The sequence below is a fragment of the Candidatus Methylomirabilota bacterium genome (genome assembly GCA_035260325.1).
GTDB lineage: Bacteria > Methylomirabilota > Methylomirabilia > Rokubacteriales > CSP1-6 > AR19.
This window is the reverse complement of record DATFVL010000259.1, coordinates 1-12,171: the sequence shown is the minus strand read 5'-3', so window position 1 is coordinate 12,171 and position 12,171 is coordinate 1. Positions and strand designations below refer to the sequence as shown.

The following is a 12,171-nucleotide window of genomic DNA, read 5'->3' as shown; positions in this document are numbered from 1 at the left end:
TCGTAGTGTTCCTTCTCGTAGCCGAACGAGCCCGCCATGCCGCAGCAGCCCGAGTCCACTTCGGTGACCTCGAAGCCGGCCCACGCGAGCGCGGCGACGGTCGGCGCCGTGCCCACCAGCGCCTTCTGGTGGCAGTGGCCGTGGAGCAGCGCCTTCCGGCCGTGGCGCGCGAAGGGGAGCTCGAGGCCGCGCCCGCGCTCGCGCTGCAGGAACTCCTCCAGCAAGAACGCCCGCCGGGCCACCAGCCGCGCGGCGTCGGTGCGCAGGAGGTCGACCGACTCGTCGCGCAGCGTGAGCAGGCACGAGGGCTCGAGCCCCACGATCGCGACGCCGCGCTCCGCGTAGGGGACCAGGCGACCCACGTTCCAGGCCGCGTGCTCGCGCGCCTCGGCGAGCATCCCCTTGCTGATCATCGGCCGCCCGCAGCACTTCTTGTCCGCGAGGACGACGCGGTGGCCCGCCGCCTCGAGGAGCTCGACCGCCGCGCGGGCGATCGAGGGCTGGTTGTAGGTCACGAACGTGTCGTGGAAGAGCACCACCTCGCCGCGCGGGGCCGCCGCGGGCGGGGCGTGACGGGCGAACCACGCGGTGAACGTCTGCTCGGCGAGCGGCGGCAGCGGCCGGCGCCGGTCCACCCCCGCGAGCTTCTCGAGGAGCCACCGGCTCGGCGCCGTGCCCGAGAGCGCGTTGAAGAGCCGGGGCAGGCGCGCGCCCAGGCGGTTCAGCCGCTCGATGCGGCCGAAGAGCCGGTTCCGCAGCGGGAGCCCGTGCGCCTGGTAGTAGTGGTGCAGGAACTCGTACTTGAGCTTCGCCATGTCCACGTTCGCCGGGCACTCCGCCTTGCACCCCTTGCACTCGAGGCAGAGGTCCATGACCTCGTACAGCCGCCGGCCCGTGAATTCGCCCGGCGGCAGCGCGCCCGAGAGCACGGCGCGGAGGGCGTTCGCGCGGCCACGCGTCGAGTGCTCCTCGTCCCGCGTCGCCATGTACGAGGGGCACATCGTCCCCTCGAGCGTCTTGCGGCAGGCGCCGACGCCGTTGCACATCTCGACCGCCGCCGCGAAGCCGCCCTGCTCCGAGAAGTCGAGCAGCGTCGCGGGCGCCCACGTCGTGTACCCGGCGCCGTAGCGGAGGTGCTCGGTGATGCCGGGTGAGGCGACGATGTTGCCCGGGTTCATCCGGTTCTCGGGGTCGAAGGCGTGCTTGAGCTCGCGGAAGGCCCGCATGAGCGTGGGCCCGTACATCCGCTCGAGGAACGGGCTCCGCGCGCGGCCGTCGCCGTGCTCGCTCGAGATCGTCCCCCCGAACTCCACGACGAGGTCGGTGATCTCGTCGGCGATCGCGCGCACCTGCTCAAGCCCGCGCGGCGTCTTGAGGTCGATGACGGGGCGGATGTGGAGGCACCCCACCGAGCAGTGGCCGTAGTAGGCGCCGACGGTGTCGTGCTTCGCGAAGACGTCGCGGAAGCGCGGCACGAACTCGGCGAGGTGGCGGGGCTCGACGCACGTATCCTCGACGAAGGCGATCGGCTTCTTGTCGCCCTTCATGCCGAGCAGCAGGCCGAGGCCGGACTTCCGGAGCTTCCAGATCGATTGCTGCTCCGCGGCGTCGTACGCGACGTGGGCGGCGTAGCCGAAGCGCTCGCGGCCGCGCAGATGCTCGAGGGCGTCCACCTTGGCGCGCACCTCGGCGTCGCTCTCCCCCGCGTACTCGACGATCAGGATCGCCTCGGGGTCGCCCTGGACGAAGCCCATGCGCGCGGACTGCTCGATGTTCCCCCGCGCCAGGTCGAGGATCATCTTGTCGGTCAGCTCGACCGCGTAGGGCCCGGTCTCGAGGATCGCCTGCGACGACTCGAGCGCCTCCTGGAGGCCGCGGTAGTGGATGACGTCGAGCGCGGTCCGCGTCGGCCGCCGCACGAGGCGGACCTTGGCCTCGAGCACGGTGACGAGCGTGCCCTCGGAGCCGACCACGAGCCGGGCCATGTTGAGCGGGGCGTCTGTTGGAGCGGGGTCCGCGGGGCCGGCGCGTTCCGAAGGTGGCCTGAGAAAGGCGCGGGTGGCTCCGTTCCCCACTAACTCATTCAAATTGTAGCCGGCGACGCGCCGCCAGTGCTTCGGCCACCGCGCGCGGATCTCGCCGGCGTACGCGTCGCGGATGCGCGCAACCTCGCGGTAGATCTGCCCCTCGAGCCCCGGCGCCCGGCACTTCGCCTCGAACTCGACGGGCGTCACCTCGCCGAAAGCGACGCGCGTGCCGTCGGCGAGGAGGCACCGGAGCTCGAGCACGTGGTCGACCGTGAGGCCGTAGGCGATCGAGTGCGAGCCGCCCGAGTTGTTGCCGAGCATCCCGCCGAGCGTCGCGCGGTTCGAGGTCGAGGTGTCCGGGCCGAAGAGCAGGCCGAGCGGCCGCACGTGGTGGTTCAGGTTGTCCTGCACGAGTCCGGGCTGGACGCGCGCCCACGACTCCTCGGCGTTCACCTCGAGGACCGCGTGCATGTGCCGCGAGAAGTCCAGCACGAGCGCACGGTTCACGGTCTGGCCCGTGAGCGAGGTGCCGCCGCCGCGCGGGAGGAGCGCGACCCGCTGCGCCCTCGCGACCTCGACCGCCGCCTGCACGTCGTCGGCGTCGCGCGGGATGACGACGCCGAGCGGCTCCACCTGGTACATCGAGGCGTCGGTCGCGTAGAGGAGGCGCGAGGTGGGATCGAAGCGAACGTCCCCGGCGACGACTTTCCGAAGTTCGTGCTCGAGGTCGTTCACGCGGCTATTATACCCTCCGTGCGCGTCCCCGCCCTCGCGCTCGCCATGCTGCTGAGCGTTTCCGTCGCCGCGAGCGAGGCCGCGCCGGCGGCGCCGGGCTTCCGGGTCCGCGTCCTCGACGGCAAGGGTTGGCTCGACTCGCGCGAGCTCATCGGCCGGAAGGTACTCGTGCTGCGGTTCCAGGCGTCGTGGTGCAAGCCCTGCATCGCCCAGTCGCCCACGCTCGCGCGGCTCGCCGAGCGCTATCGCCCGCGCGGCGTCGAGGTGCTCGCGATCCACGTCCAGGACACGCAGGCGGACGTCCAGCGCTTCGTCCAGGAGCAGAAGGTCACCTACAAGGTCGCGCTCGATCCGCGGCTCACGGTCGGCAACCGCTTCGGCTTCCGCGGCACGCCCTACACCGTCGTGGTGGACAAGAACGGCGAGATGGTCGCGCGCATCCACGGCGAGTCGGCGATCACGCGGCTGCCGCGCATCCTCGACGGCCTGCTCGGCAAGTCGGCGAAGTAGCCGCGGGCGCCCCTCGGCTCGCCCTACGCTCCCTCGGCTCGCCCCGCGAGCTCATAGAGCGCGAGCGCCGCGGCGCCGCGCATGCTGACGTGCTTGTCCCCCGGAACGATCGTCACGCGTGTCGCCGCCAGCGCCTCCTTGAAGGCGTGCCCGCGCGCCGCCTCGAGGATCCGGGGCTCGAGCGCCGCGTACGACGCGGCCACGCCGCCGGTGATCACGACGACATCCGGGTTGAGCCCGTTGACGACCGTGGCGAGCATCGCGCCGAGCGCGCGGCAGGCCTCGTCCACGACGGACGACGCGACCGCATCGCCCTCGCCGGCGGCGCGAAACACGAGCGGCGCCGTGATCGCGGCGGCGTCGCCGCCCGCCGCGCGGCGCAGGCTCGAGTCCGGCCGGCTCGCGACACGCTCGCGCGCCGACTCCGCGATGCCGCGGCCGCTCGCGTAGACCGCCAGGCACCCGCGGCCGCCGCACCAGCACGGCCGCCCGTCGAGCTTCACCGGCGCGTGGCCGAGCTCGCCCCCGAAGCCCGCGACGCCGCGCACGAGCCGGCCGTCGAGCACGATGCCGCCACCGAAGCCGGTCCCGGCCGCCAGCACGACGAGCGAGCGGGCGCCGCGCCCGGCGCCGAACATCCACTCGCCGAGCGCCAGCGCGTTCACGTCATTGTCCACGAAGGCCGGGAGCCCGAAGCGCTCGGCGAGCTCGGCGGCGAGCGCGCGACCGGCGAGCTCGGGGACGTGAGGCACGGGCTCGCCGACGCGCCCGGCGACCACGGGCCCGGGCACGCCGAGGCCGATCGCCGCCGGCGTGCGCCCCGGGCGCTCCGCGTCGTCGCGGAGCGCGGCGACGAGTGCGCCGATGAGCGCCTGGATCGTTTCGACGGCGTGCCCCGGACCGCGCTCACGGGTCCGGAGGCGGCGCTCGAGGATCACCTCGCCCGCGGGCGTGACGGCGCCGGCGGCGATGGTCGTGCCGCCGACGTCCACGCCGAGCAGCAGCCCTCCCGCCGTCATCGCGCGCGGGCTAGAGGTCGCCGAAGTGGCAGAGCTGCAGACCGAGGCTCTGCGCAGCGGCGCGCGCCGCCGGGGTCCCGAGGCCGACGAGCTCGGTCTCGCGCTGGCGGCCGTAGCGGCTCCCGGCGAGGGCGTCGTCGCACCAGCCGGGATGGCTCATGAACTCCGAGACCCCGGGCGGGAGGGCGCGGAGATGGGCGAGCGTCCGCGCGAGCGACCAGTAGGCCCCGGGCCCCGACTCGCCGAAGAAGTGGTCGGGCGTCCTGAGCCCGGCGCTCCGCGCTCGCGCCCGCGACGCCGCGTTCTGGCTGCGCACGGGGACGCCGAGCCGCCGTGCGGCGGCGAGGACGACCTCGGCGACCGGCGCCAGGAGGCCGACGTGGTGGTGGGTGTCGAGGTGGGTCGGCGGCCGCTTCGCCAGCCGCTCGAACATCTCGATCTGCGCCGCGATCTCACGCCCGACGTCCTTCGCGTCCGCGCGCGCCGCGGCGTGGCGCGCGTCCCGGACGAAGCGTCCGGTGGCGTCCACGAGCGAGCGCGCGCGCGTGAGCGGCCGGCCGAGGGTCAGATTGACGTGGAGCCCGAGGCCGAGCCCGGCGTCGCGCGCGCGCGCGAGGTCGTCGCGGTCCGGGCCGGCCGTCACCAGCACGGTCGAGCTCGTCACGATGCCGTGGCGCCGCGCGGCGAGGATACCGGCGCTGACGCCGGGCGTGAGACCGAAGTCGTCCGCGTTGACGATGAGCCGGCGCGTCACGCGCGGCGCGTTCCCTGGATCAGGAGCCGCTCGACGGTCGGCGGGAGGCCCGTCGCCGGCACCGTCGCCTCGGCGTCCACCGCGCGGATGTGCTCGAGCCGCTCGTAGCCGATCCGCGGGAACGACTGGCTCTCGCTCGCGATGAGCGCGGGCTCGAGCCCGACGGCCTCGAGCTTCGCGAACGCGCGCTTCGCGCCGAGGAACGCGAAGATCGCGAACACGAGCCGGCCGCGCGGGGTGAGGTGCGCGGGCGCGCCGCGGATCACGCGGTCGAGGATCTCCCAGCCGTCGCCACCGCCGTTGTCGGCGGCGGCGGCCGCGTCCGCCCGCGCGCGGCCGGGCGGGGTCGGCATCTGGGGCGCGTTGGCGCAGATCAGGTCGAAGCGCTCGCCCGCGACGGGCGCGTAGCAGTCGCCGAGCCGCGCGTCCACGACGACGCCGTTCAGCGCGGCGTTGGCGCGGGTGGCCTCGACGGCCGCGGGCACGATGTCGGTCGCCACGACGCGTGCGCCGGCCTTGGCGATGAGGACGGCGGCGAGGCCGGCGCCGCTCCCGATCTCGAGCGCGCGCTCGCCGGACCCCACGGCGAGGTGGCGGCAGAAGAAGCGCGAGCCCGCCTTCGGCGGCTGGACGCCGTCCGGCACGCGCAGCACGGAACCGCGCCAGACGAAGAGGAGGACGCCGTCGTCGCTACTTGCCAAGGACCCTCCGGAAGTAGAGGCGCAGCGCCTCCTTCAGCTGGGCACGCGCCCCGGCCGAGGTCTTCGCGTCCTCGAGCGTGTCGAGGTCGAGCTGGAGGGGCACGCCCTCCTTCTTCACGCCGTCGAGCTCCGCGGTGAGCCCGCAGCGCTCGTCGGACTCGGTGAAGACGAGCTTCGCCCGCGTGAAGGCGCCGTCGTCCCGCGCGAGCTGCTCGACCGTCTCGACGAGGACCCGCTTGATGTCCTCGGCCTCCCCCGCGGGGACCGTGGAGAACGCCGCGGTCAGGCTAACCTCCGCCATCGGTCCACACCTTGAGGATGTCCGCGTGCGCCTTCGCCGCGTTCGCGCGGATCGCGAAGCTGATCGCCTCGCGCACCTCGTCCTCGCTCGCGCCCGATGTCCTGGCACCTGCCAGGTCGCGCTTCGCTCAGTGGGTGTTGCCCACGGCGAGATTCGCCGCGAGATAGCAGAGGTACGCGGTCTTCGCGTCGAGCGCGCCCTTCTTGTACTTCCAGCTCGCGATCACTTTCTCCTCAAGCATGGCTGCCTCCTTGCGAGCGGCGTCTCCTTCGTCACGATCAGCCTGGACTCGATCATCGGCGGGGCTCCGTGCGGACCAGGTCGGGCGTCAGGGCTCGAGGTACTGCGTGATGTCCACGATCCGCGCGTCGTCGAGGAACAGGCGCCAGCCCTGCGGGTAGAGCCACGCCTCCGTCGGCTTGTTGACCTTCACGAGCGGCCAGTAGCCGCGCGCCAGCTTCTCGATCTCGGCCGCCTCCTTCGCGCCGAGCACGGGCGGGCCGAGGAGCAGCAGGACCAGCTCCCGCTCCATGCCCACCGTCACTTGGCGGGTCATCGTGAGGCTCGTCACGTCGATCGAGTTGGCGAGCCGCGGGTGGCGGGAGAGGTACTGCGAGAGCCGCTGGTCCATCTGGTCATCCCACCGCTGCCGGTCGTCGAAGCTCGGCTCGTGCGCGGTGGCGAGCAGGACCCGCGCCATCCAGATCTCCTCGGCGGTCGGCCCGTGGAGCGCGTGCCGCTCCTGAGGCCAGAGCGTGGCGCACCCGGCGAGCGCCACGAGGAGCACCACGGCCGAGCGTGCGTGACGGCCCACGGCAGGAATCATATCAGGGCCGACTCGAGCACGATGCCACGATCCACGACCCGCGCGACCTGGGCCAGCACGCGCGCCGTCTGGGCGGGCACCTCGGGGCTCTCGGCGAGCTGGCGCAGGAGGTCGATGAGCCGGCGCATCGCGCGGATCAGGTCGCCCTCGTGACCGCCGAAGGCGTCCTCGACGATCGCCGTCCAGTCGTCCTCGCCGGACGCCCAGCGGAAGATGGCCGGCATGAAGCCCCCGTGGACGCCGAGGGGGATCCCGAGGTGACGCTGGCGCTGGGCCTCGTGCAGCGTGCGGGCGATGCCCTCGAGCTCGGCGAGCCGCCGGCGGAGCTTCGGGCGCTTCCGGAGGAATTCCCGCGCGCGCGCCGGCTCGCCGGAGCGCGACTCCTCGATGAGCGCCGAGACGAGCGCCGCCGCCTCGGCCCCCGTGAGGTCGGCGAAGAGGCCGCGGAACACGCTCTCGGCGACGAGCAGCTCGTTGTCGTGGCGGAGGCTCGCGACGAGCCGCCCGCGCGGCTCGAGCCGCCGCTCGCGGATCGCGCCGAACTGCTCGAGGACCTCGACGACGCGCAGGAACTCCTGCCAGTAGGCGCCGCGCACGTGCTCGAGGGCGCGCCGGCGGGCGCCGAGCCGCTCCGTCAGCGTCTCCAGCTCGCGCCACTCGCGGTCGCACTTCGGGAGCGCGCCCCACGGGCAGCGGTGGCACTCGATCGCCGCGAGGACCGCGCCGGGACCCTCGGCGCGCTCGCGCTCGACGAGCTCGGCGACGGAGAGCCGGCCGAGCTCGGCGGCCAGGTGGCCGAGGCCGCGGCCGTCGCGACCGCGGCCCTCGCGGCCCAGGTCACGCGACACGTGGATCGGCGGCGTGGCCCAGAAGACGCGCTTCACGACGCCGCTCTTCACCCGGACGACGGCGCCGTGGGGAAGGAGCGCGTCGAGGAGCGCCTTCCCGCCGCGCGTCGAGTGCACGCCGAGGATCAGCGCGAGGCTCGGCGCGCCCTTGCGCCGGACCAGCGCGAGGCGGCCCGTCTCGGCCTCGGCGACGCTCCGCTCGCCCCGGCGCCCGCCGCGGCCGAGCGCCTGCCGCCGCACCTCCTGCTCCTGACGCGCGCGCCGGTACCGGCCGACGCGCTGGAAGTCGCCGCACGGGGCTTCGTATCGCTCGAGCGCCGCGAGCTGGGCCTCGAGGCTCAGCACCTCGGCCTCAAGCTCGCGGACGCGCTTGAGGTTCTGGTACTGGCCGAAGGAGGACTCGATCCGGCGGCGCAGGACGTCCGGCTCGGCCCCGGTGCCGAGCAGGAGCGCGACCGAGCCGTAGCCGAGCCGGAACCGGCTCTCGATCGGCTCGGGCGCGCCGTCCACGACATGGAAGACGGAGTCCACGCCGTCGCGCGCGTCGAGCGCGATCACGCACTCGCCCTCGGCGTCGATGCCGCGCCGGCCCGCCCGGCCCGCCATCTGGGTCAGCTCGTTGTGGGTGAGCGAGCGGAAGCCGCGGTCGGTGCGCTTCGTGAGCCCCTGGAGCACCACCGCGCGCGCGGGCATGTGGATGCCGAGCGACATCGTCTCCGTCGCGAAGACGACCTTGCAGAGGCCGCGCTCGAACAGCGTCTCGATGAGCCGCTTGAGGCCGGGCAGGATCCCCGCGTGGTGCAGGGCCACGCCGATCCTGAGTCCCTGGAAGACCGACTGCGACAGCGCCGACTCGCCGACGGAGGGGCTCTCCGCGACCGCCTCGCCGATCGCGCGGTCCACCTCGGCCTGCTGCTCCGCCGTCAGGAGGCTCCGGCCCTCGGTCAGCACGTCGTGCATCGCGCGCTCGCAGCCGGCGCGACTGAAGATGAAGTAGATCGCGGGGAGCCAGCGCCGGGCCGCGAGCGCCTCGATCAGCACCGTCGGGTCCGCCACCCGGCGCGTGTACCAGCGGCCGCGGTCGTCGGGACCGCGCGGCTCGTCGCCGACGACGCGCGCCCGGCCCCGGCGCACGTCGTCGAGGTCGTGCATCTCGCCCGCGAGATCGGCGATCGCCCAGCGGAGCGGCACCGGGCGGTGGGGATGGTAGATCGGCACGATCGGCCGGTGGACGAGCGAGATCCAGTCGGCGATCTCCTTGACGTTCGCGACCGTCGCCGAGAGACCGACGAGGGCGACGTCCTTCGGCGCGCCGATGATGATCTCCTCCCACACGGTGCCGCGCCCCTCGTCGCCCATGTAGTGGCACTCGTCGAGCACGATGTAGCTGAGGTCCTCGAGGCCCGAGCCGTACAGCGCGTTCCGGAGGATCTCCGTCGTCATCACGAGCACGCGCGCGTGCGGGTTCACCTTGACGTCGCCGGTCAGGATGCCGACGCGCGCCTCGCCGAACGCGCGGGTGAAGTCGGCGAACTTCTGGTTCGAGAGCGCCTTGAGCGGCGTGGTGTAGGCGATGCGGCGGCCGGCCGCGAGCGCCGCGTGGATCGCGAACTCGGCGACCAGCGTCTTGCCCGCCCCGGTCGGCGCCGAGACGATCACCGACTGGCCGGCCGCGATCGCCTGGATCGCTTCGAGCTGGAAGTCGTCGAGCGGGAACGGGTACCGAGCACGAAACTCCTCGAGCAGCTCCATCACTCGACACAGTAACACGCCGGCTCGCGCGGGCCGCGATCTGGTAGGCTCTCGACCGTGATCGTCTTCCACATCGCCGTCACGGCCGCCGACGACTACCTGACCCGCCGCGAGGGCCACCGGCGCGCCCACCTCGAGCGCCTCCAGGGGTTGCGCGCGGCCGGCATCCTGGTCGGCGGCGGCCCGGCGCCGGACGGCAAGAGCGCCGACGTCTTCTACCGCCTCCAGCAGCCCGGCCAGCTCGAGCACGCGATCGAAGAGGACCCGTACTGGACGGGTGGCGTCTGGACCCGCTACGAGCCGCGGAGCTTCGCCCAGTTCGTCGAGCCATGGGAGATGGTCCCCGTCGTCCTCGACGGCTCGCGCTCGGTCACGATCGTCGAGGGCCCGGTGGCCCAGCACGACATGGCGCAGTTCGCGCTGATCGAGATGCGCGGCGCGGGGCGCGTGGCGTTCGGCGGGTTCTTCGAGGGCGGCCAGACCCTCGCGCTCGCCCGATCGGCCGATCCGCGACAGGCGCTCGCGTGGTTCGCCGAGACCGGCTTCTGGAAGCCGGACGCGCTCACCGCGCGTCCCCTGCTCCACGTGCTGTGACGGCGTCGCGTCCGAGCGTCGGGCTCGTCACGATCGGCCAGTCGCCGCGCGCCGACGTCGTGCCCGACATGGCCGAGATCCTCGGCCCGGGCATCGACATCCGCGAGGCCGGGGCCCTCGACGGGCTCACACGCGCGGAGATCGCGGCGCTCGCGCCGGGTCCGGGCGACGAGATCCTCGTCACGCGGCTCGCCGACGCGAGCTCGGTGTTCGTCGCCAAGCGTCACGTGGTCGCGCGCGTGCAGGCAAAGATCGCGGCGCTCGAGGCCGCGGGGGCGGGCCTGACCGCGCTCCTCTGCACCGGCGCCTTCCCGCCCATCCCCGCGCGGCGTCCCTGCGTCCAGCCCCAGCCGATCCTGCTCGGCGCGCTCCGCGGGCTCCGCTGGCCCGGCCGCCTGGGTATCCTCACGCCGTCTGAGCCCCACGTGGCGCAGACCGAGGCGCGCTGGCGCGCCGACGGCTTCGATCCGGTCGTCGTCCCGCTCTCACCCTACGAGGAGGAGAATCCCGTCGCGCTCGCGCGCGCGGCGGACGCGCTCCGCTCGGCGCACGCCGGGCTCGTCGTGATGGACTGCATCGGCTTCAGGAAGAAGACGCGCGACGAGCTCCGGGCCGCGATCGGCGCGCCGGTGCTCGTCGCGAACCTCCTCGTCGCCCGCGTGCTCGCCGAGCTCTGCGGCGTCTGACGGCCCCGCCGGCCGCTAGCCGCGGCTCTTCGGGTCGAGGACGTCGCGGAGGCCGTCGCCCAGGAGGTTGAAACCGAGCACCGTCAGATAGATGAAGAGGCCGGGGAAGGCCGAATACCACCACCACGTCGGGAGATAGTTCCGCCCGTAGCTGATCATCGCGCCCCACTCGGGGTGCGGCGGCTGGGCGCCGAGGCCGATGAAGCCGAGGCCCGCCGCGGCGAGGATCGCGGTCCCCATGTCCATGCTCGCCTTGACCGTGATCGTCGACAGGCAGTTCGGCAGGATGTGGACGAAGACGATGCGGAGCCGGCCGGTGCCGACGGCGCGCGCCGCCTCGACGAACGTCTGGGCCTTCAGCGAGAGCGTCTTGCCCTGGACGAGCCGCACGTAGCCCGGCCACCAGACGAGCGAGAGCGCGACGATCGCGTTGACGATGCCGGGGCCGAGCGCGCCCACGATGGCGAGGGCCAGGACGAGCGCGGGCACCGAGAGGAACACGTCGGTCACGCGCATGATGACGTCGCCGAGGAGGCCGCCCACGTAGCCCGCGAGCATCCCGAGCGGCACGCCGATGAGCCCGCCGACGAGCGTGATGATGAGGCCGATCTGGAGTGAGACGCGCGCGCCCAGGATCACGCGCGTGTAGACGTCGTTGCCCACCTCGTCGGTGCCGAACCAGTGCGCCGCGCCCGGCGCCTGGAGCTTCAGGTCGAGGTGGACCGCGCCGCGCGCGTCCTCCGGGTACGGCACGATCCACGGGCCGAGCGCCGCGACCAGGAGGAACAGGAGCACCAGGCCGAGCCCGAGCAGCGACGAGGCGCTCCGCGCGAAGATCCGCGCGTAGAGCCGGAGCTCGCGCGCCGCCGGCTCGTGGCGCTCGAGCCAGCCCGCGAGGGGCGACCGCACGAGGACCCGCGCCGTCACGTCGCCCCCGCCTCGCGCGTCCGCGGGTCGAGCCACCCGTACGCGAGGTCCACGAGGAAGTTCGCCAGCATGAAGTTGAGGCCGATCAGGAGGGTCACGCCCATGATCGGCTGGAAGTCGCTCGCCACCGCCGAGCTGACGGCGTAGAGGCCGATGCCCGGCCAGTCGAAGACCGTCTCGACCAGCACCGTGCCGCCGAGCATCCAGCCGTAGCGGAGCCCGATCATCGTGAGCGTCGGCACCATCGCGTTCTTCAGCGCGTAGCGCGCGACGATGCGGAAGTCCGAGATCCCCTGCGCGCGCGCGTTGACGATGTAGTCCTGCCGGAGCGTCTCGATCATCTCGGCGCGGTTCACGCGCATGATCGAGGCGAGCGCCGGAAAGCAGAGGGTGACCATCGGGAGGATCGCGTGGGCCAGCGCGTCGGCGAAGGTCGCCCACTGGCCGCGCAGGAGCGCGTCCACGAAGAGGAGGTGCGTCAGCGGCTCGGG

Annotated in this window: 12 protein-coding genes; 3 read left to right on the top strand and 9 right to left on the bottom strand. The window is 73.4% G+C overall.

Going from position 1 to position 12,171, the window contains the following annotated elements:
* The coding region (locus tag VKG64_16840) for an FAD-linked oxidase C-terminal domain-containing protein (protein HKB26705.1) at positions 1-2,762 on the bottom strand (2,762 nt) is incomplete at its 3' end.
* A gap of 18 nt (positions 2,763-2,780) precedes the next feature.
* On the opposite strand from VKG64_16840, the gene VKG64_16835 reads away from it, so the two are divergent.
* Positions 2,781-3,272: a TlpA disulfide reductase family protein gene (locus VKG64_16835; GenBank protein ID HKB26704.1), complete on the top strand. Its 492-nt coding sequence runs from the start codon at positions 2,781-2,783 to the stop codon at positions 3,270-3,272.
* 23 nt (positions 3,273-3,295) lie between these two features.
* Here the strand turns inward: VKG64_16835 and VKG64_16830 are convergent, their stop codons facing one another.
* The 6 genes from VKG64_16830 to VKG64_16805 form a co-directional block, all read right to left on the bottom strand.
* Positions 3,296-4,291 (bottom strand): ROK family protein, encoded by a 996-nt coding sequence (locus tag VKG64_16830; GenBank protein HKB26703.1) that lies wholly within the window; start codon positions 4,289-4,291, stop codon positions 3,296-3,298.
* A 10-nt stretch (positions 4,292-4,301) separates the two neighbouring features.
* Complete coding sequence (locus tag VKG64_16825) at positions 4,302-5,045, bottom strand: ChbG/HpnK family deacetylase (GenBank protein ID HKB26702.1); 744 nt, start codon at positions 5,043-5,045, stop codon at positions 4,302-4,304.
* Positions 5,042-5,746 carry a HemK2/MTQ2 family protein methyltransferase gene (locus VKG64_16820; GenBank protein ID HKB26701.1) on the bottom strand — a complete coding sequence of 235 codons (705 nt, stop codon included), beginning with the start codon at positions 5,744-5,746 and terminating at the stop codon, positions 5,042-5,044. The genes VKG64_16825 and VKG64_16820 overlap by 4 nt, the downstream gene beginning before the upstream one ends.
* Entirely contained in the window at positions 5,736-6,047 is a 312-nt protein-coding gene (locus VKG64_16815; GenBank protein HKB26700.1) for a hypothetical protein, read from the bottom strand. The genes VKG64_16820 and VKG64_16815 overlap by 11 nt, the downstream gene beginning before the upstream one ends.
* Before the next feature lie 328 nt (positions 6,048-6,375).
* Positions 6,376-6,861: a hypothetical protein gene (locus VKG64_16810; GenBank protein HKB26699.1), complete on the bottom strand. Its 486-nt coding sequence runs from the start codon at positions 6,859-6,861 to the stop codon at positions 6,376-6,378.
* Positions 6,862-6,869: 8 nt separating this feature from the next.
* On the bottom strand, positions 6,870-9,473 hold the full coding sequence (locus tag VKG64_16805; protein HKB26698.1) for a DEAD/DEAH box helicase: 2,604 nt from the start codon (positions 9,471-9,473) through the stop codon (positions 6,870-6,872).
* Between the two features lie 57 nt (positions 9,474-9,530).
* Here VKG64_16805 and VKG64_16800 point away from each other — a divergent pair, with 57 nt between their 5' ends.
* A complete protein-coding gene (locus VKG64_16800) occupies positions 9,531-10,067 on the top strand; it encodes a hypothetical protein (GenBank protein HKB26697.1) in 537 nt (178 codons plus the stop codon).
* On the top strand, positions 10,064-10,753 hold the full coding sequence (locus tag VKG64_16795) for an AroM family protein (GenBank protein HKB26696.1): 690 nt from the start codon (positions 10,064-10,066) through the stop codon (positions 10,751-10,753). The genes VKG64_16800 and VKG64_16795 overlap by 4 nt, the downstream gene beginning before the upstream one ends.
* Before the next feature lie 15 nt (positions 10,754-10,768).
* Here VKG64_16795 and VKG64_16790 read toward each other — a convergent pair whose 3' ends face one another.
* Both VKG64_16790 and VKG64_16785 read right to left on the bottom strand, forming a co-directional pair.
* Complete coding sequence (locus tag VKG64_16790) at positions 10,769-11,680, bottom strand: ABC transporter permease (GenBank protein ID HKB26695.1); 912 nt, start codon at positions 11,678-11,680, stop codon at positions 10,769-10,771.
* Positions 11,677-12,171: ABC transporter permease (locus VKG64_16785; GenBank protein ID HKB26694.1), on the bottom strand; the 495-nt coding region annotated here is incomplete at its 5' end. The genes VKG64_16790 and VKG64_16785, both read right to left, overlap by 4 nt.